This window comes from Micromonospora sp. NPDC005220 (assembly GCF_040607895.1).
In the GTDB taxonomy this organism is placed as follows: Bacteria; Actinomycetota; Actinomycetes; order Mycobacteriales; family Micromonosporaceae; genus Micromonospora.
In genome coordinates, this window is record NZ_JBEXHP010000046.1 from 18,340 (window position 1) to 38,474 (window position 20,135).

The window sequence follows — 20,135 nt, forward strand, 5'->3', positions numbered from 1 at the left end:
AGCATCGTCAAGGTCACCCAGAATGCCCTGATGGGCGTGGTCGCGGTCGCGCTCACCGCGTACTTCACACTGCGGGTGCAACGACGGCCCGGCGCGGCCCGACCGGGCCTGGGCGAGTTGTGGACGCGCTTCCCGAAGTTCGTTCTGGGCTTCATCGCGGCCTCGGTCATCGCCACCTGGTACCTCGACGCGGCCGGTGCGGACGGCAAGGCCACCATCGCCATCGTCAACGACCTGCGCGTGTGGTTCCTGATCCTGGCCTTCGTCAGCATCGGTCTGGAGGTCCGGGTCGCGTCGCTGCGGGAGGCGGGTTGGCGACCGGTGGCGGTGTTCGCCAGCGCCACCGTGTTCAACCTGGCCCTGGCGCTCGGCCTGGCGTCCCTGCTGTTCCGCAACTTCTCGGCCTGAGGCGGGTGTGCCGGGCGAACCCCTCCGGGAGCACGTTACTGGCGACAAAGGGTTGAATGGTGCTGAATAGCCAGATACGGGATGTTTCGGCGTGAATTCCGCACATCCATACCGGGCATTGGGCTAAATGTCTGTTTGGTGGCTCTTGGGTGGGTTACCGTCGTGCCCGGCCGTCTGGTTGCCGCAGCGGGCCGACCGTAGCGTCGTTGCAAGGAGTTCCAGAATGGATCTGCCCGTTACCGCCGTCGGTGCCGAGCCGCCGACGGACCTGATGCCCCGGCGTGTTCTGGTGACCGGAGGTGCCGGCTTCATCGGCAGTCACGTCGTCGCCCGCCTGATGCTGATGGGCAGCGAGGTCCGGGTGCTCGACAACTTCTCCACCGGCCGGATGGAGAATCTGGCCGACGCCGCGTGCGGCGGGTTGACCGAGGAGGACATCGTCTCGGCGGACATCCGTACGCCGGAGGGTGTCGAGGTCATCCACCAGTGGCAGCCGGACGTGGTGGTGCACCTCGCCGCGCAGCCGAGCGTTCCCACGGCCCGTCATGCACCCCTGTACGACGCCGACGTGAACGTGTTCGGCACCGTCAACGTGCTGGACGCCTGCGCCCGCGGCGGCGTACGGCTGCTCGTCAACGCGGCCAGCAGCGACATCTTCGGCAGCGTCGCCGCCGACGAGTTGCCGGTCCGTGAGGACCATCCGATCACACCGGTGAGCCCGTACGGCGTCAGCAAGGCCGTGGGGGTGCACTACCTCGACTGGTACGGGCGTCAGCACGGCCTGTCGTACACCTCAATGGTGTTGGGGAATGTCTACGGGCCCCGGCAGGCGGGCGGCGACTGCGGGGTGGTGTCCCTGATGGTCGATGCGCTGCTCGGCGGCCGGCCGGCGGTCATCCACGGCGATGGTACGCAGACCAGGGACTTCGTCTACGTCAGCGATGTCGCCGAGGCGATCGCACTCGCCTGTCACCACCACGGGGTGGGGACGGTCAACATCGCCTCGGGTCGGCAGACGAGCGTCAACGAGGTGTACGAGGCGGTCCGGGAGGCGTCCGGCGTCGGTGGTGCGGCCCGGTACGAGCCGCCGCCCTGGCCGGACGAGGTGCGGAACATGGCGCTGGACACCCGCAAGGCGCGCGAGCTGCTCGGGTGGTACCCCAGGGTCGGGTTCGTCGAGGGTGTGCGGCTGACGGTGCGCGACGCCCGCCGCCGACAGTCCGGCAGCCAGCACCTGTCCCCGATGTGGGCGCTCAGCCGATAACGACCCACCGCATAATTCCCGTCGTCTGACCGGGAATTTCATCGATCAGTCTAACTCTTGCGGGTCGGCATCCACTGCTGCCACGATGGCCGTCAATGCCTTCCGTCCCGAAGGAGTGGTCGTCATGGCGGTGTCCCGCCGCAGGTTCGTCACATCGGTGCTGGCCGGGTCCGCCCTCGCCGCCGCCTCCACCACCGAACTGTTCGCCCGCCCGGCGCACGCCGCCAGTCCTCCCGGGGACGTGGTCGGCAAGGTGACGGTCGGCTACCAGGGCTGGTTCAGCGCCCCCGGCGACGGCGCGCCGATCGGCGGGTGGTGGCACTGGAGCCGCGACCGCTTCCAGCCGCCCTCGCCCGCCAACACCACGATCGTGTCCTGGCCGGACATGCGCGAGTACACCCGCAGCTACCCCACCGCGTACCCCAACCTGGGCAACGGCCAACCGGCCACCCTCTTCTCCTCGTACGACCAGCAGACGGTGGACACCCACTTCCGGTGGATGCAGGAGTACGGCTGCGACACCGCCGCGCTGCAACGGTTCAACCCGATGGGCGACGAGGGCCCGACCCGCGACGCGATGGCACAGAAGGTCCGCTCGGCCGCCGAGCGGTACAGCCGCAAGTTCTACATCATGTACGACGTCACCGACTGGTTGAGCTTCCAGTCGGAGATCAAGACCGACTGGACGACGAAGATGGCGGCGCACACCGCGTCCTCCGCGTACGCCCGGCAGAACGGCAAACCGGTCGTCTGCATCTGGGGGTTCGGGTTCAGCGAGCCCAGCCGACCCTTCACCCCCGGGCCGTGCCTGGAGGTCATCAACTGGTTCAAGGCGCAGGGCTGCTACGTCATCGGCGGCGTACCCACCTGGTGGCGGCAGGGCATCGAGGACTCCCGCCCCGGCTTCCTCGACGTCTACCACGCGTTCCACGCGATCTCACCATGGATGGTCTACCGGGCCAGGACCGTGGAGGAGCTGGACTCGTACTACAACAACGTCAACGTCGGCGACATGGCCGACTGTGCGGCACGCGGCATCGACTACCTGCCCTGCGTGATGCCCGGCGACCTCGCCGGAGGGCACCGCAAGCACGGCGACTTCTACTGGCGGCACATCTACAACATGGTCCGGCTCGGCTCCCAGGGCCTCTACGTGTCCATGTACGACGAGTACAACGAGGGCAACCAGATCGCCAAGACGTCCGAAACCCAGGCCACCACCCCGGCCGGCGCCAACATCCGGGCCCTGGACGAGGACGGCGTGGCCTGCTCCTCCGACTACTACCTGCGGATCACCGCCGACGGCGGCCGGATGCTCAAGGGCCAACTCGCCCTCACCCCGACCCGTCCCACGCCACCGATGGTCGGCACCCCGCCCCCGACCGGCGGTGACCTCGCAGCCGGCCGGTCCACAGCGGCCAGCAGCCAGAACGGCCCGTTCGTGGCCTCGAACGCTGTCGACTCCGACGCCGGCAGCTACTGGGAGAGCGGCGGCGGCGCGTTCCCGCACTGGTGGCAGGTCGACCTCGGCGCCAGCCACCAGGTCAACAAGCTCGTCGTGCGGCTCCCCACCGGCTGGGGCGCGCGCACCCAGACCATCACCGTGCAGGGCAGCGTCGACGGCAGCTCCTTCTCGACCATCGCCGGGGCCTCGGCGTTCGCCTTCGACCCGGCGACCGGCAACACCGTCAGCCGCACGCTGACGACCACCACGGCCCGCCACATCCGGTTGAGCATCGCCGGTAACACCGGCTGGCCGGCGGGCCAGCTCGCCAAGGTCGAGGTGTACGCGGGCAGCACCGTCCCGGACAACCCACCGACCGCCCCGAGCGGCCTTACGGTGACCGGCAAGACGTCGAGCAGCGTGTCCCTGGCCTGGACGGCGTCCACCGACGACAACGGCGTGACCGGTTACCAGGTACGCCAGGGCGGCACGGTGGTCGCCACCGTCACCGGCACCACGGCGACGGTGAGTGGGCTCAGCCCGTCCACCGCGTACACGTTCACGGTCACCGCCCGCGACGCCGCCGGTAACACGTCCAGCGCGTCCAACGCGGTCACCGTGACCACGGACGCCGCGGCCAACTCGGACCTCGCCCGAGGTCGGTCCACCAGCGAGAGCAGCCACGTCCAGAGCTACGGGTCGGGCAACGTGGTCGACGGCGACGCGAACAGCTACTGGGAGAGCGCCAACAACGCGTTCCCGCAGTGGGTTCAGGTCGACCTGGGGTCGGCGCGCACGGTCGGGCGGGTGGTGCTGAAGCTGCCGCCGTCGTCGGCGTGGGGGAGTCGGACGCAGACCCTTTCCGTGCAGGGGAGCGTGGACGGGGGGAGCTTCGGCACGCTCGTCGGATCGGCGGGGCGGACCTTCGACCCGGGCAGCGGTAATCAGGTGACGTTGACGTTCAGCGCCGCGCAGACACGTTACGTGCGGATCACCCTCACCGGCAACACCGGCTGGCCGGCTGGGCAACTGTCGGCGCTGGAGGTCTACGCCAGCTGACCGAGGCGTGGGCGGCCGCCCGGGTGAGCGGCGGCCGCCCATCGGGCGGGCAGCACACTCTTCAGATCAGAACTGAACTCTCGGCCAGGATGAAATCCTCGCGTCGACGCAAGTCGCCCCTGAGGCCACTGCATTCGACAACTCCCCGAACGGCCTCCTGGCATGTGTCGAGATCGGCCGATCGAGCTGATGAGACCCCTTGACCCCCAGAGATCGGCAATGCGGTGTGGTTCGGCTCGCACGACTGGTCGACAGCCTGATGGTGGTTACCGTGGTCCCGCTCGGTGTCGTCCGTTGCTGTACTTCGCTGCTGTACCGACGCTCCCGGGACCTCAGCCGCTTGGAGCCACAATTCCTTCCGGTCCAACTACCATCTGCAGCCTGGGAAGTACGGGGAGAGACTCCAGCGACGTCCTGAACGGTTCTGACCGAAGCTCGATAGATAAGCCATAGAAAGAGACACTTTCGCGGAACGCGTGGTTCAACCGGGCCAAGCTCCGCTGGTGCTCAGGCCGGATCGGGCTTGCTAGACGGAACCGACCTCCGGTACCCGCCACGATCCAGACGACGACATCAGCCGAAGACTCCGACGCGTACGTCATTACTTTCGCAAAATGGTCGTGGTCACTAGGGCCGAGCTGAAGCTCAATCACAACAGATCGCCCATGATCATCTTGAACGACAAGATCCGCACGGAAGGATCCGAGCCGTACTTCACGACGGAGGGTTTGCGCCTGCAGCCGGAGCCCCAGCGCTTGCCCCACCTCCTCGAGATGTTCGATCACCCACGGAGTGAGGTCCCGGACTTCATCTGGCCAAAGCGTCCTCGCGTCTGGCTGAAGGGTCGACACCTCAAGGTCGGCCCAGTCGAACGGTTCGGCCGGCTTTGAGCTCGTCATACGAACAGGATGACATGGTCAACATCGTCGAACCAGAGCTGCCGTCGGGGGATCTAAACTCCTTACACCTCCGGCCTTGATAGATCATCTGGTATCGGACGGATCGTCGGGCCCGCCTGCGGAACCGTCGCCAATGCCTCTCGACTTGACACGGCCTCTCGGTCTGGGTTGTGCCCGATCTGTGCCCGCTGATCTAGCCGTGGCACCCCAGCGACACAGGTTGCCTACCGAGCCGGCCTCATAGGTAGCGCCAGCCCTGCGGAACGTTTGGACGGACAGGTAGTGAGCAACTTCTTGCCCTGATGAGCTAGAACGACACCTATGAGCAGAGGCGAAGAAGTCCAGCGAGTTGCCGTCCGCACGGCCATTGAGATCGCAACTGCCGGGCTTGGCTTGGCCGGACCCGTTGGCGCCCTGGTCGCCGCTTCCATCAAACCTGCACTTGAGCTGGTTGCAGTCCGCGAAGGGCGCGGCATGCAGAACATCGCGGATGTCGTCACCGGAGTTCGAGAGGCAACCGGTCTATCACCTGAAGAGTTCGGGCAGTGGGCAGGCAGCAGCGACGGTCGGCTCATGCTCGCAACCAGCGCCTTCCAGGCAGCCAACAATACGATGCACGAGGGCAAAGTCAAAGCACTGGCGGCAGTGCTTGCAGAAGGGATTAACGACGATGCAAAGCTAGACCTCTCCCTCCTGATTGTTGCTGCATTGACGGACCTTGAAGCAGCACATATACGTGTACTCGACGCCATGGTGAATACAAACTCCGACGCCCACATCGCCTATCCTGATGTCGAAGGTAATCGATGGCCGAGCTCGATCCTTGAAGGCCGCTTTCCTGGACTCCGTTCGGGCATTGCTCCGATCATGGCTACCCTGGAGCGCCAAGGTCTCGCAACCCGGGGAGCACCTGTCGAAAACTTTCGGGGCAACCAGGCGACGACTTGGCTAGCGACACACTTCGGCTGGGAATGTCTGCGCTATCTCACTTCGACATCCGGATAGGTGTCGTCGTTCGATCTTGTCTTGCCCGGAACAGCGTCAACCTCTACCGCAACCCTTTAGCCATCCCGTCGGCCTTCGTCCGCACTTCGTGGAGTGGGTGGGGCCTGCTCGGTCAAGGTGGAGCACCCCACTGTCTGAACGACCTTGACCGGGCAGGCCCCACCTGCTCGGCTCTGCCCGGACGGAGGGTGTCGGGATGGCGCCAACCATCCTGGAGCGCCTGAGGGCCCCGCCGGAGGCACGCCCTGGTCGTCGCCTTCAACATCGAAGCCCCGGATCTGCCATCACCCTTGGCGGCCCGGGGCTTCTTCGTATGTCGCGCCGCCGGCGGGGCTGCAACCGTTCGGGGTGCGCCCGTGCGCTTGCGCTAAGGGCGCGGGGTCCCCGAGCGGCGGCCTGTTTGGGTCGGCGCCTGGTCGGCGGCGCGAGCGGCCTGCGAAGCGGGCCGCCTTGATCCTGTACAGAAAGTCTTCACAGCCACCCGGTATCCCGCCGATCCGTTTGACCAGTCCCGAGGCCGTAACGGGTGATCCCACGGAGGGTGTTGAGGTCGCTATCCTCCAGTGATGTTCACGAGCTCGCACGCAGATGATGGGACGGCTGCTGAGCTCCTGCTAACGCTTGAATCGCCGGAGGACTCGGGAGCTCAGACGGCAGATCGCTATGACTGGCAAGCGGCCATGGCTGCTGCTCACGGCCTGCGCCTGCTGCTGGATGCCCTTGACGCATCGGGAGGTTTGAGGGACGACGAGTCGCGGCGGATCGTATGCGAGCACCACGAGGACTGGGCTGTGGTACATGAGGGAGATGCCGAGCTAGTTTCCTGTAAGCACCGCGACCCATCGTTTGGCGCCTACACCACCATAAACAGCCTTCTCACTGACGGAGGGTTGGCACACCTATTCAGCAGGTGGTGCGCGCTGAAGGAAAAACCTACATGCCGTCTGGTCACCACCGCGGGCCTCGCTTCCAGCAAGCCGCCCCAAAAGCTGGAGCTTGTGACCGTGGCGCTGCGGAAGCAGCGGCTAGCCGGCGAGCCGCTCACCGTAGAGGGTAAGTACCAGTCCGTGGTGGACGACTTCGCAGAGGCTCTCCTGGGGCACGCAGACGCGCTACCGGAGGATTGGGGCAAGAGTGCCAAGGCTCGGCCACCGACCCTGACGACCGAGCAGCAGGAGCAGGTAGTTCGTTTCCTATCGATGCTGCTCCTTGACCACGGTCGTCCACAGCGAAGCGTTCTTCACTACGCGGCACCGTCGATGTACGTCAAGCCGGTACTCCACCGCATGGACGTGCCGGACGATGCCGCCGAGGCGATCTGGGAGGCTGTCCATGGTCTCTTCAGGACAAGGATGCGCGCGGCCGGCCCACTCCCCGAGGGTGGATTGCCGATAGTCCTGGCATACCGCATCGGCTCACCTCTGCCCGACGCGGCCGAGATGGATCGTCAGTTGGCCGCTCGAATCGTTACGGTTGAAGACATCCGTTTCGCCATAGAAGTGGCCGCCGCCACCCCTAGTGGATACCAGCCACTGCCCCGGATGATCTTGCTCAACCGGCTAGGCGTTAAGATGGCCGTCGGCAACTGCTCGGACAACTCAATTGAACGTGCCGAGCAACTGCGTCAAGACTATGAGGAGTTCTGGCGCATCCGCCTAGAGGTAGACCCAGCAGCTCGCAGCGAGCAGAGCCAGCTGCGCCGCGTCCTTCTTCGCATTAGCGACAATGCCACGCAAACGTCGGCCAAGGTCGACAGGGCTTGGGGTGCGAGTCTGTGGCTCGAACTTCAGACACAGGTCGACTCAATGGAGCCCGGCCATTGGACTGAGCTCCTAGACCCCGATCTCCGATTGGGCGGCATCTGTGACCTCACCAACCGCTGCAAGGTGTGGTTCAGTAACCGATTCGACATCGATGCAGAACTGGCTCGGCTTGCGGAACGGGGGACCGCTGCATGAGTACGGCTGCTTCTCACGCCCAAGACCTCACCCTGCTCCGCGAAGACCTGTACTACCACCAAGCACGAGTGCTCTTGCTTGTCGACGCGGTGTGTCGTGCGCCAGGGCATCAGAAGAAGCTCGACGGGCTTACGAAGCTGGCTAAGCTCGACTTTCTCCTACGCTATCCCGCACTGGCTCCTACGGTCATTCCTGGCCTCCGTCAAGACGACTCGCGCCTTCACCTGTCAAGCGAGGACCTGGCCGAGCCTACCGAGGTCGAAGCACCCATGATCCGCTACAAATACGGACCATGGGACGACCGCTACTACCCGGTTATCGGGGCTCTTGTTGCCCGAGGCTTGGTGAAGTATGCACTCGGGAGACGTAGCAGTGTCGCGCTTAAAGTCACACCCTCGGGCCAAAAACTAGCGCAGGAGCTAGCTGACGCAGCGGATTGGTCTGACGTAGGCCAGCGGTGCGAAGCCATAGCCGAAGCAACTGCGGGCATGACGGGAAATGCATTGAAGGAACTGATCTACCAAGCTTTGGCCAACCTCCTCGACCGTCCTCATAGGCAGGTAATCCGATGACGACGGCATTCCGCCTCATGGCGGTCGTCCTCAATACCACTGAAGGCGAGGTCCGCTACGAGTTCCCCTCGGACCTCACCGTGCTCGCAGGCCCGACCGGGGTCGGCAAGACTACGCTCCTAGAAATGATTAAGTACGGCTTCGGGGGTAACGGCTTGCTCGCAAAGGTCGTCGAGGAGCATGTCAAGGATGTGATCCTTGATGTCCGCATAGGCGATGACCGCCTACGATTGGCTCGAAGTGTCGACCCGAACAAGCGGAAGACAGTCCGTGTTTTCGATCTCGTCGCTCGGGATCGCCTGCCCGACCACTACACTGAGGGCAACACTCCGCTGCTCAACACGCGGCTGCTATCCGCCCTTGGGCTGCCCGACGAGATGCGTGCCGCAGCCCGTAGCGGGAACAGCAGCAGAGCAGGGAACCGAATCACATTCAGCGACATATTTTCCTTCCTCTATATTCCCCAAGCCGAGATAAACCGAGACATTGCGAGCAGTCAGGATTCCTACCTTGAGCCGAAACGCAAAGCAGTGTTCGAACTGCTCTTCGGCCTCACTGACGAGCACGTACTCGAACTACGGTCAAAGCGGAATCTGCTCAATGAGAAAATCACGGTGGCCGAGAGAGAAAACGTCGCCATCCGGACATTCCTCAGCGACAGCAACACCACCGCTCGCATTGATGCCGAAGCCGCAATTACGGCCGCCGTAAACGCACAACGCGAGGCGGAGGCCCAACTTACTTCACTGCGCGAAGAGCTCAACCCGGTTGCTGATCGGCAGACACAGGTCCTAAGGGATCTCCTCACCGACGCGGAACGCGCGCTTGCTGAAGTCCGAGCAACGATGGCGACGCTCAACCGCAGCCAGACAGACTATGCGAGGGAGCGGCGGAGACTTCAAGGCGATCTCGACCGGCTCCGTAGGATGCGAGATGCCGGCCACCGTTTGGCGAACTTCGAGTTCGCGATCTGCCCCCGCTGCATGCAGAGTCTGACAGATCGTCAGGTGACCGAGGGCAACTGCCGAGTGTGTCTACAACCTGATCCGGTTCATGCCGTTAGTGATGACACTGACCCCTACGAGGCACGCCAACTTCAGGACCAGCTCACCGAGGTGGATAGGCAACTTCAAACCGTTGCCAATCAAATGGCGGCTACGGCCAGGGCTGAAGTGCAGCGCGCGGAACTCGTACGCACTCTGAGCGCCCAGGTCGAGGACCGCACGCAACAACGCATCTCGCCGCGCCTGCAAGCCTTTACCGATGCTGCGGCAAAGATCGCCACGGCACAGGCACAGCAACAGCTCCTAGAGAATGTGCTCCGCCAGTGGGACCGAGTTAGCGACCTCCAGGACACAGAGACGGCATTGCGGGCAGAACGCGAGAACGTCAAGGCGGCGATAGCTCGGGCCGAGGATGCCCTAGCCGACCGCCGCAACGAGATCCTAGGCGAGATAAATAGAGAATTTCAGGAGACCGTTACTTCACTAGGAATTCCCGGCATACGGGAGGCCGCCCTCCATCCGTCCAATTACCTGCCCGTACTCGACGGAGAACCATTCGCCACCTTTAGCCCACCTGGCGGCGGCATCAGGACCGCGACGCAGATCGCGTACTGGACCTCCCTGCTATCAGTAGCATTGAGGCGGCGCGACACTTTGTATCCCGCATTCCTTTTGATCGACAGCCCGCGTCTCGCACTTAACACAGCAGAAAGATTGTCCGCGGCCCTCTATCGCAGGTTAGTCACCCAAGCAGACGCCAATCGCGGAAAGGTGCAGCTAATCATCGCCGACAACGAACTTCCGCGCGAGTATCGACGCGACTATGATCAAATCGACTTCCGTTACGAATCACCGACGGTGAAGACCATCCGCCATCCCGGCCCTGCCGCTGTACGAACGCTCGTGGATGCTCCCGGCTGAGTACGGCGAGCATAGCCGAGCCGCGACGGCGGCGTGACGGCCGTCCAATTATCCGGATGACTGTTGACCGACCGGGCCCGCTGCGGAATGCTCACCCTTGCCCGACCATGAAGAGATAGAGGATCAGGTAGATAAATAGCACGGGAACTGCCGCATTGAAGGCACATCTTGGCGCTGGTGCCCACACGTTCCGCGTCGTACCCTCGTCCTGTGGAGAGTGATGCGGAACGTGCAGTCCGAGTAGCGGAACAGCAACTGGCAGGGGTGCTGACTCGTCGGTGGTGTCATGTGCAGGCTGTAGCAACCAAGGCGCAGGACTTGGCACGGCTGGTAGTGCCAGCAGACTGCGAACTGTTGACTGCCGCTGCATGGCTGCATGACATTGGCTACGCACCAAGCATCCTCGACACAGGCTTCCATGCGCTGGACGGCGCCCGGTGGCTGCTTCGTCAAGGGTTTACGCCACGGCTCGCGGGTCTGGTTGCCCATCACTCCTGTGCGTCCTATGAGGCGGATGAGCGTGGATTGGGCGACGTTCTAGCGACTGAGTTCCCAAGGGAGGAATCGCCAACCTCGGACGCCCTTTGGTACACGGATATGACCACAGGCCCCGACGGCCAAAACCTGAGCGTCGAGGCGAGGCTAGACGAGATCCGCGAGCGGTATGGGCCCGACCACCTGGTCACACGGTTTTGGGCGAAGGCCGAAGGGCCGCTTCTCGAAGCAGTACGACGGACGCAGGCCCGCATGACGGCTCACCCGATGTAGGGCTGCTCCTGGCGCTCAAGACCGTGGTCGATGCGGAGCCGCATCGACGGGTGGATCTTCAGGTTCTCCAGATCGTCCCTTGCCACCCAACGGACGGCCAATGACTCGTCGCTGGTTGTCAAGCGTCCTCCGACGTTTCGACCTCGAAACAAGATCGAAAACTGCTGCCGCACCTCGCCGTCGCTGTACTCCACGACATGATTCGGATTGGTATATATCCCTACCACGCCGATCACCTCAACGTCGATGCCGGTTTCTTCGCGCGTCTCCCGGACTGCCGTCTCGGCGATGTACTCGCCGAAGTCCTGGGCACCCCCAGGTAGCGCCCAGAGACCGTTGTCGGTGCGCTGGATGAGCAGTACCAGGCCCTGGTCGTCCTGAACGAAAACGGTGACGGCTACGACGATGCTGTTCGGCTTCGGGGCGTTCGGGTTGTTGAAGTGCTCGATTCGGGGCATGCCCCTAGCCTCTCACCGCCAGCGGCTCAGTGTTCAGGCCAGACGGCCCGCTTCTTGCCGAGGACCCGGTTGAAGCTGGCGACGTAGCTGTCGAATAGGTCCCCACCGCCGAGCCGGCGCAGGTGCAGCACCGGGGCGTAGGCGGCCGGAGTGCCGTAGAGGTGGGTGTTGACGAGCATCTCGTCGTCAAAGCGGTAGATCGAGTTGTAGAGGATCGTGTCGTGGTAGTAGATCCCGACGTTGTCCAGGTCCCGTAGGTCTTTGTAGAACGCCAGCGCGTTCAGGATCTTGTTTGACATGGCTGGGCCGATGCCCTCGTCGCCCCCGCGATCGGCGATGTGCTCGCCCTCTGGGTCGCCGAAAAGCAGCTCCACCTGCGCCCCGGCCAACGCCTTTTCGCGGAGCGTCGCGATCCAGCGGTGGTTGAATTCGGGCAGGAACAGTCCTCCGTAGACCAAGACGCCGACCTGTCGGGTGGCCTGCTCCAGGAGCCGCTGCCAGAGGTCGGTGGGAACGGCTCCGCGGCGAGGGTAGATGTGGACGAGTTCCGACTGACTGATCTGCACGGCTCGCTGCGTTGGAAGCGCGTCCGGCCAGAGGTACGCCTCACTCTCGTTCAGCAAGTCGGCGATGGTGTGGCGATAGCGCGGGTACGGGTTGCGGGTCTGTGTCACCCACCGCTCGACAGTCTTCGGGTCGACACCGAGCTTTTCGGCCAGCGCCGATGCCGTCAGACCGTTCTTGAGCATGCCGTTGCGAAGACGGTCGTTCGGCATCGCGTCTCCTGCTCAGTGGGCTCGGGGACGGCATGGGGACGACTCAGCCTAACAAGGACATCCCCAGTCGTCCGTGACTCGCGGTGAAGTTGTCATTACCAATCGGCGGAGCCTGGTTCCACTGGAGAGGTCATCCAGACAGGACGCGAGAGGCACCGTCGAAGTTCGGCGAGTCCAAGCGTCCACCGGCTGACGGAGGTGGGCATGCACGATGACGAGCCGACGAGTAGGGGCGAGCAGTCCGAGGCGGCCGAGCAGGAGGCTGCCAAACAGCGTCTCCTGGCGCAGGCGGAGGCGGAGCGCGTACCGGTGGAGGACACGACCCGTGCGGTCCCGGACCGGCGGTGGCGGCGTGACCAGCGATGACCTGCCGATCGGTCGGCGGGTGGCGCGGTGGCGGGTGCGGCGGTCGATGACGCAGCAGATGCTCGCCGACCGGCTGCGCAGGTCGAAGAGTTGGGTGGACAAGGTGGAGCGGGGTGTGCGTTCCCTGGACCGGTACTCGGTGATCCAGGAGTTGGCCCACGTCCTGCGGGTGGAGCCGGAGGCGCTGCTCGGCCAGCAGCGCAGCACCCCGGCGGGCACGCCGGACGGGGTGGACGACATCCGGGCGGCGCTCGCCCGCTACGACACTCCGCAGGCCCCAGAGCAGACGGATGAGCTGAGACGGCAGGTCGGGTACGCCTGGTTGGCCTACCAGCACGCGCACTATGGCCAGTTGGTGCGAGTCCTGCCGGATCTGCTCGACGCCGTCCAGGGTGCGCAGACACCGGAGTTGCTGGTGCAGGCGTACCGGATCACCTCGTCGTTGCTGGTGAAGTTCGCCGAGGCCGACCTCGGTTGGCTGGCCGCCGACCGGGCGATGTCTGCCGCCGGCGACGACCCGATTCTGGCGGCAACGGCAACCATCGCGATAGCCCAGGCGCTGCGGTCGTCGGGCCGCGATCGCCTAGCCCTAACAGCGGCCCTAACCGCCGCGAACCGCATCCTCCCGGCCCTCTCCTACCCGGCTGATCATGGGGTTAGCGGGGTTCGTGGAGATCAAACCGCCGGTCAACCCCATGATCAACAAGGCGAGGGTGCGCCCGCGCGACAGCGGTCGGCGGGGGAGTGGGCCGTGGGTGGGACGCTGCTGCTTCAGGCCGCCCTGGCCGCCGCCGGCTGCGGCGAGCACCGCCGCGCCGACGAGCTGACCGGCCGGGCCGCGGGCGTCGCGGCCAGCCTGAGGGGGTACGACGATCCGCACCGCACCAGCTTCGGGCCGGTCGCCGTCGAGCTGGCACGGGTGCTGGTGGCGACGCAGCGGGGTGACGCCGACGAGGCGCTACAGAGGCACTCGACAATCGTGCGGCGGGATGGGTGGCGGCGGTTGCCGGCCGAATATCGGGGCGCTTACCTGGTGGACGTCGCGCGGGCGTACCTTCAGGTGGGTGATCTGCGCGGGGCTGCTCGCGCGCTTGTGGACGCGGACAGTGTCGCGCCGGCTGAGGTTCGGTGCCGGCCGTTGGCGCGTACGGTGATCGCCGATGTTGCCCGCGCGCAGCCGGCGCCGGCCGGCGTGGAGCGACTGGCCACGGTGGTCGGGCTTACCCGCTAACGGACGCGCGTTGGCGTCTGTCGTCGGTCGGGCGGATGGTGCGCACCCGGTCCGGCGCCGACCCTCGGGGCTGCCACTCGCCGGATGGCCGCAAACCGTCCCAGAGCGCCCGAGGCCCCGCCCGTGGTTTGTCTCTCAGTGAGCTTGACGGCCGCTGGCTGCTTGCCGGGAGGCCGCCTGCCGCAGGCACTTGGCGACGATGCCACTGCCGGCGGCCACGGTTGCCAAACCCACCAGGTAGAGCGTCGGCTTCCCCTGGAAGAGGGCGTAGAACATGAGCGGAGCGCCGATACCCCACATCGCCGCACCGCAGAAAAATTTCCGTTTGCTGGCCCGGATCAGTGCCATCAGCTTCACGCGGTCATGAGAGCACGTCGCCTCCCGCCTCCGCGTCGGCGCTACGGCCGATCCTGGTACGCACCGGGTCGCGTCGATGAGCCGGCACTGATCCCGGCAGTGTCAGTGCTCCCAGAGGCCCTCCGTCCGGAAGTACCGGGCGGTGAACTGCTCTTCCACGGGGTCGGTGTCCGTCTCGTCTGTCCACCAACCTGGCCAGACGTCGACACCGGAGGGTTCGCTGATGGCCGTCAGGACGGTGGAGCACCGGTGGCAGCGCCGAGGGGCCGAGTCCCGGAACCTCCCCCCGCAGTCGCATCGCCGTAGCCGCGCCTCAAGCGCCGCCATCAGTGTGGGATAGGTCTTGTCCAGGGGAGACAGCGCGTCCTCGATGGCCGCACACGTACTGTCGTAGAAACTGATATCCACCCGCATCGGGCAGCTGTCGCAGTAGAGGAAATAGCAGTCCAAGAGCGGCGAGTGGTCGAGGCGGTACAGGCGTTCGCGGCACTCCGGACAGGTGATTTCTTCGCCATTCAGCCAGTTGTCGTCGAGTTCGTCTGCCTGGTCCACCGGTTGATCATTCCATGGTGTGGTGCGGAGAGGCGACGGCGATTCGCGCTGGCCTCACCCGCTGACGGACGAGCGCCGCCGTACGTCGTCGGCCGGGTGGATGGTGCGGACCGGGTCGGGCACCGGCCCTCGGGGCTGCCACTCGCGGGGGTAGCCGAGGGAGACCTCTTCGAAGCGCACCCCGTCGTGGAAGGTGGTGCGGGGGATGTGCAGGTGCCCGTAGACGACGGTGGCCGCGTCGAAGCGCAGGTGCCAGTCAGTGGTGCGGACGGTGCCGCACCACTGGGCGAAGAGCGGGTAGCGCAGGACGTCGGTGGGTTCCCGGACCAGCGGGTAGTGGTTGACCAGCACCGTCGGGAGCGCCGGGTCGCGTTCGGCCAGCCGGCGTTCGGTCTCGGTGATCCGGGCCGCGCACCACGCCTCCCGGCTCGGGTACGGGTCGGGGTGCAGCAGGGCCTCGTCGGTGCACACCACGCCGGCCTTGTACGCCAGGTCCAGTGACTCCTGCTGGGTGCGCGCCTCCGGCACCCGGAACGTGTAGTCGTAGAGCACGAAGAGCGGGGCGATGGTGGCCGGGCCGCCGTCGCCGTCCCACACCGGGTACGGGTCCTCCGGGGTGACGACGCCCAGTCGCTGGCACATCCGGACCAGCTCGCGGTAGCGCTCCTCGCCGCGCAGGGTCACCGGGTCGCGGGGTGGCGTCCACAGCTCGTGGTTGCCGGGGGCCCAGACGACGCGCGCGAACCGGCTGCTCAGCAGCCCGAGCGCCCACTCGATGTCGGCGAACCGGTCGGCGACGTCACCGGCGACGAGCAGCCAGTCGCCGTCGTTGTCCGGGTGCAGCTCCTGGACGAACGCGCGGTTCAGTGGGTGCCCGACGTGCAGGTCGCTGACGGCCCGCAGCCGGGGCGGAAGATTCACGCTCCGAGGTTAGGACGGCGCGGGCGGGTCGGGAAACCCCTGTTCCTGCTGTTCGGGCCGATCTGTCGGCCCGCATATCCGGCGACCGGGCGGGAAAGCGCGGGGCGTCCGACAGCCCAAAACCGGAGCAGGAGTGAAACATGCCTTTCGTCACCGTGGGGACGGAGAACTCCGCGCCCATCGACCTGTACTACGAGGATCACGGTTCCGGTAAGCCGGTGGTGCTGATCCACGGCTTCCCGTTCAACGGCGCGACCTGGGAGAAGGAGACCACCGCGCTGCTCAACGCCGGATACCGGACGATCACGTACGACCGGCGCGGTAACGGTAACTCCGCCCAGCCGGCGTTCGGGTACGACTACAACACGTTCGCGGCGGACCTGGACGTGTTGATGAACGAACTGGACCTGAACGAGGTGACCCTGGTGGGTCACTCGATGGGCACCGGCGAGGTGGTCCGCTACCTGGGCAACTACGGCTCCCAGCGGGTGAGCCGGGCCGTGCTGCTCAGCCCGCTGCAACCGATGTTGGCCAAGGCAGACGACAACCCGGAGGGTGTTGACCGGAGCCTCTTCAAGGGTTTCCAGGACGCCATCATCAAGGACCGCTTCGCGTACCTGACGTCCTTCTGCGACGCGTTCTTCAACCCGGACCAGAACATGGGCAAGCGGGTCAGCGAGGAGGCGTACCGGGCGCACTGGCAGATCGGCGCGATGGCCTCCGGCAAGGCCACCCACGACAGTGTGGACGCCTGGCAGGAGGACTTCCGACAGGACCTACCGAAGATCAATATTCCGGTGTTGATCGTGCAGGGTGACCAGGACCGGGTGCTGCCCTACCCGGTGACCGGCCAGCGGCTCGGCCCGATGATGCCGACCGGCACGCTCGTCACGCTCAAGGGCGCGCCGCACGGCATTCCGTGGACGCACGCGGACGAGGTCAACAAGGCGGTCATGGACTTCATGAAGCAGCCAGCGAAGGCGCCCGCCTGATCCGTCCCGGTAGCCGATCGGACGCCAGCGCCGCGACACCCGGCCCACGGTTCGCACCGGGGCCGGGTGTCGTCGTCGGTCAGGCCCGGCGGGCGACCACCGCGCCGTTGGCCCCGGGGGCGTCGAACGGCACCGTCCGCACGTCGACGAAGCCGGCGTCGGTGAGCCAGGCCGCGTACTCGGCGCCCGAGTAGTTCCGGCCGCCCTCGGTCTCGACGAGCATGTTCATGCCCATCAGGGCCGCCTCGGGTGGCCCGGTGCGCTCGTCGTTGAGCAGCAGTTCACAGACGACGATCGCCCCGCCTGGCGGCAACGCCGCGTGACACCGGGCCAGCAACGCCCGGTTCGTCGGCTCGTCCCAGTCGTGCAGGATCATGCTGAGCAGGATGACGTCGTGGCCCGTCGGCAGCTCCGGGTCGGCGAGGAAGTCGCCGGCGACCGCGTCGATCCGCCCGGTCAGGCCGGCCTCCGCGATGCGCTCCCGGGCCCACACGCAGACGTGCGGCAGGTCCAGGACCGTCGCCCGCAGGTCGGGCAGGCGGCGGCAGAACTCGATCGGGAACGCGCCGGCACCGCCGCCCACGTCGAGCAGCCGGCGGTGCGCCGAAAAGTCGTACGCGTCGGCCAACGCGCTGGCGGTGAAGCTGGACGTGGAGAACATCGCGTCCCAGAACTGCGCCAGCATCTCCGGGTCGGCGGTGTCGAACATCGACTGTTGGGATTCCGGGTCCCAGGTCAACGGCCGATCCGTGCGCAGGGCCTCGCCGATGCGGTGCCAGGGCAGGTAGGTGCGCAGGTCCGAGTAGCGCACCTGCGCGCCGAAGTAGTACGGGCGACCCTCGACCAGGAACTGCTCGGCCAACTCGGTGTTGCGGTAACCATCGCCGGCCTTCTCCAGCAGGCCCAGCGAGGCGCTGGCGGCCAGCAACAGGTCCGCCGGGCGGTCGGGCAGCCCGAACTCGGCGGCGGTCTGCTCGACGGTCATCGTCCGCCCGCCGGCCAACCGGGTGAACAGGCCGAGTTCGACGCCGACCGCGAGGGTCTTGAACCCCCACACACCGGCCACCAGGCGCATGAGGGGAGTGGGAGTGATCATGCCGACATAAAAGCACAGTTCGGGCACTTCCACGATGGACTGTCACGCCCTGATCAACGTCACCAGCCCCGCGGCCACCAGCACCCCGGCCCAGAGTCGGTCCACGTTGAACCAGGCCCGACGTAGCACACCGACCCCGAAAACCTGATAGACCAGCAACGCGATGACCAGGGCAACACCGAGCATGGCCACGGTGTGTACCCCGGCCGCGGCGAGGCCGGACAGCGCGCCCACCGGCGCGGCGGCCAGGTGCCCGGAGTGACCCCCGGACACCGGCTCGGCCACCAGCACCGGCAACAGCATCAGCCCCGCGCCGTGCGCCGACGACATCAGGAACGACCAGGCGGCGAGCTGCGCCGCGGACAGTCGCATGCCGGCCCAGCGGAAGTGCCGCTCGGAGAGCAGCCGCCACAGCCCGAAGGCGACCAGCAGCACACCGCCGACCACCGCGAGGGCGCTGCTCGCCGTCACCGACCGGGTCGCGGCGACCAACGCGGCGACGATCGCCACCGAGGCGAGATGCCCCGCCGCGATCGGCGGCAGCGCCCGCAGCAGCACCAGCCGGCTGCGCTCCTGTAGGCCCCGGGCCACCGCGAACAGCCACCCCATCGCCGGGTTCAGACCATGGAACGCGCCGAGCGCGGCGAGCGTCGCCAGGGCGGTGACGGTCACGGAAAGCAGTACGAGTCGGAGGACGCGTCCCCGCCCTGCAACCGGGTCTGGTGCACCCGCAGGCCCCGGAACTCCTCCCCGTGCGGGAAGAACCGCGCATCCGGGGTGAGCCCACCGGTGTCCACGTCGACGTCGAGCTTGGCCAGCCAGGCGCCCACCCCGTCGGGGTAGAACTGGTCGTCCCACGCGCCGTAGAGCGAGTTGCTGACGTAGACCCGCCGGCCGTCCCGGCTCACCTCCACCATCTGCGGGCCACCCGCGAGGGCCTCGTCCGGTGCGGACGGGTGCGCGGTCCGGCGGACGATCCCGCCGAGGTGCACCGAGCCGGTCTGCACCGGGTGCAGCGGGTCGCTGACGTCGTACTGTCGCAGCTCACCGGTGCCCCAGCAGGAGACGTAGAGGAACCTGTCGTCCACCGAAAGGTCGATGTCGGTCACCAGCGGTGGCACCGCACCGAACGGCTTGAGCAGGTCGGGCAGGTCCGCCGGGTCGGCCGGCTCGGCCGGGATGTCGATCACCTTGGTGACCGCCCAGGCGTCCCCGTCGCGGTGCCACATCCAGATCGAGGCGGACAGGTCCTCGACGCTGATCACCACCCCGACGAACCCGTACGACTTCGTCGGGTCGTGCGCCGGCCGCAGCTCCAGCGGCATCTGATACTGGTCGCCGAGGTCGACCCGTTGCACGTGCCGGCGTTTCGCCAGGTCCCAGAAGTGGATGGCGTGCCCGTAGCGCCGGCCCAGCAGCAACTCACCGATGATGCCGTCCTCGATCATCGGCGGGGTGCCCCACTCGCTGGTGACCAGCACGTCCTGGGTCAGGTGCCACCACACGTCGTACGCCAGGAACTGCGGACCCCGGTCGGCCTCCCACGCCCCGCGGACCTCGAAGGTGGTGTGGTCGAGGATGGCGATGCCACCCGGGCCCTCCTCGCCGTCCGCGCCGCCGAGAGCGGAGACGTAGATGCCGTCCGGGCCGCAGTGCACGGTGTGCGGCCGCGAGTAGCCGGCCCGCTTCGCCAGCTCCTCCGGCCCGATCACCTTGACGATCTGCGGCTGGCGCGGGTCGGGCTGGGTGTCGAGCACGTGGATGCGCGACGACCGCAGGCCGGGCACGATCAGGTAGCGCCGCTCGACGTGCGGGTGCGGGGCGGTCGGGCAGAGCGCGCTGCTGCACGCGTTCCAGCCGAAGTGGTGCAGCTCGTCACCGACGTACGGCAGGTCGGTCCAGCCCACCACACGGCCGTAGTCGGGGGAGTCGGGGTCGGTGTCCAGCACCACGATGGCGTCCGGACGGGTGGCCGACCGGTCGAAGGCCGCCACGTAGGCGAGCTTCTCCGCCGGTGCGGTCACCGCCTCGCGGGGCGAGGGGTAGAACGTGGGATCGGGGGTCCAGCGGGTCATCACAGCTCC

19 protein-coding genes are annotated in these 20,135 nt (G+C 66.4%); 11 read left to right on the plus strand and 8 right to left on the minus strand.

Features of this window, described 5'->3' with window-relative positions:
* Nucleotides 1-30 precede the first annotated feature (30 nt).
* The 8 genes from ABZU52_RS18405 to ABZU52_RS18440 all read left to right on the plus strand — a co-directional run bounded on the left by ABZU52_RS18405 (nucleotide 31) and on the right by ABZU52_RS18440 (nucleotide 11,302).
* Entirely contained in the window at nucleotides 31-408 is a 378-nt protein-coding gene (locus ABZU52_RS18405; RefSeq protein ID WP_354972217.1) for a putative sulfate exporter family transporter, read from the plus strand.
* 223 nt (nucleotides 409-631) lie between these two features.
* Entirely contained in the window at nucleotides 632-1,672 is a 1,041-nt protein-coding gene (locus tag ABZU52_RS18410) for a GDP-mannose 4,6-dehydratase (RefSeq protein ID WP_354972218.1), read from the plus strand.
* Between the two features lie 124 nt (nucleotides 1,673-1,796).
* Nucleotides 1,797-4,175 carry a discoidin domain-containing protein gene (locus ABZU52_RS18415; protein WP_354972219.1) on the plus strand — a complete coding sequence of 793 codons (2,379 nt, stop codon included), beginning with the start codon at nucleotides 1,797-1,799 and terminating at the stop codon, nucleotides 4,173-4,175.
* Nucleotides 4,176-5,395: 1,220 nt separating this feature from the next.
* Complete coding sequence (locus tag ABZU52_RS18420; RefSeq protein ID WP_354972220.1) at nucleotides 5,396-6,079, plus strand: hypothetical protein; 684 nt, start codon at nucleotides 5,396-5,398, stop codon at nucleotides 6,077-6,079.
* Nucleotides 6,080-6,645: 566 nt separating this feature from the next.
* Nucleotides 6,646-8,037, plus strand: a complete 1,392-nt coding sequence (locus tag ABZU52_RS18425) for a hypothetical protein (protein WP_354972221.1) — start codon at nucleotides 6,646-6,648, stop codon at nucleotides 8,035-8,037.
* A complete protein-coding gene (locus ABZU52_RS18430; protein ID WP_354972222.1) occupies nucleotides 8,034-8,609 on the plus strand; it encodes a hypothetical protein in 576 nt (191 codons plus the stop codon). The genes ABZU52_RS18425 and ABZU52_RS18430 overlap by 4 nt, the downstream gene beginning before the upstream one ends.
* Nucleotides 8,606-10,534, plus strand: a complete 1,929-nt coding sequence (locus ABZU52_RS18435) for an AAA family ATPase (protein ID WP_354972223.1) — start codon at nucleotides 8,606-8,608, stop codon at nucleotides 10,532-10,534. Before ABZU52_RS18430 ends, ABZU52_RS18435 begins: the two co-directional genes overlap by 4 nt.
* A gap of 288 nt (nucleotides 10,535-10,822) precedes the next feature.
* Nucleotides 10,823-11,302 (plus strand): HDIG domain-containing metalloprotein, encoded by a 480-nt coding sequence (locus ABZU52_RS18440; RefSeq protein ID WP_354972243.1) that lies wholly within the window; start codon nucleotides 10,823-10,825, stop codon nucleotides 11,300-11,302.
* On the opposite strand, the gene ABZU52_RS18445 is transcribed toward ABZU52_RS18440, so the two are convergent.
* Together ABZU52_RS18445 and ABZU52_RS18450 are read right to left on the minus strand one after the other, a co-directional pair.
* A complete protein-coding gene (locus tag ABZU52_RS18445) occupies nucleotides 11,290-11,760 on the minus strand; it encodes an NUDIX domain-containing protein (protein ID WP_354972224.1) in 471 nt (156 codons plus the stop codon). The genes ABZU52_RS18440 and ABZU52_RS18445 overlap by 13 nt on opposite strands.
* A 26-nt stretch (nucleotides 11,761-11,786) precedes the next feature.
* The gene (locus tag ABZU52_RS18450) at nucleotides 11,787-12,536 is read right to left on the minus strand and encodes a helix-turn-helix transcriptional regulator (protein ID WP_354972225.1); all 750 of its coding nucleotides are present in this window, start codon (nucleotides 12,534-12,536) and stop codon (nucleotides 11,787-11,789) included.
* A gap of 204 nt (nucleotides 12,537-12,740) precedes the next feature.
* Between ABZU52_RS18450 and ABZU52_RS18455 the strand changes: the two genes are divergently transcribed.
* On the plus strand, nucleotides 12,741-12,902 hold the full coding sequence (locus ABZU52_RS18455; protein WP_354972226.1) for a hypothetical protein: 162 nt from the start codon (nucleotides 12,741-12,743) through the stop codon (nucleotides 12,900-12,902).
* Nucleotides 12,889-14,133, plus strand: coding sequence for a helix-turn-helix domain-containing protein (locus tag ABZU52_RS18460; protein ID WP_354972227.1), 1,245 nt, complete (start codon nucleotides 12,889-12,891; stop codon nucleotides 14,131-14,133). Before ABZU52_RS18455 ends, ABZU52_RS18460 begins: the two co-directional genes overlap by 14 nt.
* Nucleotides 14,134-14,268: 135 nt before the next feature.
* Here the strand turns inward: ABZU52_RS18460 and ABZU52_RS18465 are convergent, their stop codons facing one another.
* The 3 genes from ABZU52_RS18465 to ABZU52_RS18475 all read right to left on the minus strand — a co-directional run bounded on the left by ABZU52_RS18465 (nucleotide 14,269) and on the right by ABZU52_RS18475 (nucleotide 15,963).
* Nucleotides 14,269-14,490, minus strand: a complete 222-nt coding sequence (locus tag ABZU52_RS18465; protein WP_354972228.1) for a hypothetical protein — start codon at nucleotides 14,488-14,490, stop codon at nucleotides 14,269-14,271.
* A gap of 102 nt (nucleotides 14,491-14,592) precedes the next feature.
* The gene (locus tag ABZU52_RS18470) at nucleotides 14,593-15,042 is read right to left on the minus strand and encodes a hypothetical protein (RefSeq protein ID WP_354972229.1); all 450 of its coding nucleotides are present in this window, start codon (nucleotides 15,040-15,042) and stop codon (nucleotides 14,593-14,595) included.
* Nucleotides 15,043-15,096: 54 nt separating this feature from the next.
* Nucleotides 15,097-15,963 carry a metallophosphoesterase gene (locus ABZU52_RS18475; RefSeq protein WP_354972230.1) on the minus strand — a complete coding sequence of 289 codons (867 nt, stop codon included), beginning with the start codon at nucleotides 15,961-15,963 and terminating at the stop codon, nucleotides 15,097-15,099.
* Nucleotides 15,964-16,103: 140 nt separating this feature from the next.
* On the opposite strand from ABZU52_RS18475, the gene ABZU52_RS18480 reads away from it, so the two are divergent.
* Nucleotides 16,104-16,955 (plus strand): alpha/beta hydrolase, encoded by an 852-nt coding sequence (locus ABZU52_RS18480; RefSeq protein ID WP_354972231.1) that lies wholly within the window; start codon nucleotides 16,104-16,106, stop codon nucleotides 16,953-16,955.
* A gap of 79 nt (nucleotides 16,956-17,034) precedes the next feature.
* Here ABZU52_RS18480 and ABZU52_RS18485 read toward each other — a convergent pair whose 3' ends face one another.
* The 3 genes from ABZU52_RS18485 to ABZU52_RS18495 are packed head-to-tail and all read right to left on the minus strand — an operon-like array spanning nucleotide 17,035 to nucleotide 20,126.
* Nucleotides 17,035-18,051 carry a methyltransferase gene (locus ABZU52_RS18485; protein WP_354972232.1) on the minus strand — a complete coding sequence of 339 codons (1,017 nt, stop codon included), beginning with the start codon at nucleotides 18,049-18,051 and terminating at the stop codon, nucleotides 17,035-17,037.
* 42 nt (nucleotides 18,052-18,093) lie between these two features.
* Nucleotides 18,094-18,723, minus strand: a complete 630-nt coding sequence (locus ABZU52_RS18490; protein ID WP_354972233.1) for a hypothetical protein — start codon at nucleotides 18,721-18,723, stop codon at nucleotides 18,094-18,096.
* A complete protein-coding gene (locus ABZU52_RS18495; RefSeq protein ID WP_354972234.1) occupies nucleotides 18,720-20,126 on the minus strand; it encodes a selenium-binding family protein in 1,407 nt (468 codons plus the stop codon). The genes ABZU52_RS18490 and ABZU52_RS18495 overlap by 4 nt, the downstream gene beginning before the upstream one ends.
* Between the last annotated feature and the right edge of the window lie 9 nt (nucleotides 20,127-20,135).

Bases quoted from the DNA above. Each gene is read 5' to 3' on its own strand.
- ABZU52_RS18405 (WP_354972217.1), top strand. From the start codon at position 31: ATGGGCGTGGTCGCGGTCGCGCTCACCGCGTACTTCACACTGCGGGTG.
- ABZU52_RS18410 (WP_354972218.1), top strand. From the start codon at position 632: ATGGATCTGCCCGTTACCGCCGTCGGTGCCGAGCCGCCGACGGACCTG.
- ABZU52_RS18495 (WP_354972234.1), bottom strand. From the start codon at position 20,126: ATGACCCGCTGGACCCCCGATCCCACGTTCTACCCCTCGCCCCGCGAG.
- ABZU52_RS18415 (WP_354972219.1), top strand. From the start codon at position 1,797: ATGGCGGTGTCCCGCCGCAGGTTCGTCACATCGGTGCTGGCCGGGTCC.
- ABZU52_RS18485 (WP_354972232.1), bottom strand. From the start codon at position 18,051: ATGATCACTCCCACTCCCCTCATGCGCCTGGTGGCCGGTGTGTGGGGG.
- ABZU52_RS18425 (WP_354972221.1), top strand. From the start codon at position 6,646: ATGTTCACGAGCTCGCACGCAGATGATGGGACGGCTGCTGAGCTCCTG.
- ABZU52_RS18430 (WP_354972222.1), top strand. From the start codon at position 8,034: ATGAGTACGGCTGCTTCTCACGCCCAAGACCTCACCCTGCTCCGCGAA.
- ABZU52_RS18435 (WP_354972223.1), top strand. From the start codon at position 8,606: ATGACGACGGCATTCCGCCTCATGGCGGTCGTCCTCAATACCACTGAA.
- ABZU52_RS18445 (WP_354972224.1), bottom strand. From the start codon at position 11,760: ATGCCCCGAATCGAGCACTTCAACAACCCGAACGCCCCGAAGCCGAAC.
- ABZU52_RS18420 (WP_354972220.1), top strand. From the start codon at position 5,396: ATGAGCAGAGGCGAAGAAGTCCAGCGAGTTGCCGTCCGCACGGCCATT.
- ABZU52_RS18450 (WP_354972225.1), bottom strand. From the start codon at position 12,536: ATGCCGAACGACCGTCTTCGCAACGGCATGCTCAAGAACGGTCTGACG.
- ABZU52_RS18455 (WP_354972226.1), top strand. From the start codon at position 12,741: ATGCACGATGACGAGCCGACGAGTAGGGGCGAGCAGTCCGAGGCGGCC.
- ABZU52_RS18480 (WP_354972231.1), top strand. From the start codon at position 16,104: ATGCCTTTCGTCACCGTGGGGACGGAGAACTCCGCGCCCATCGACCTG.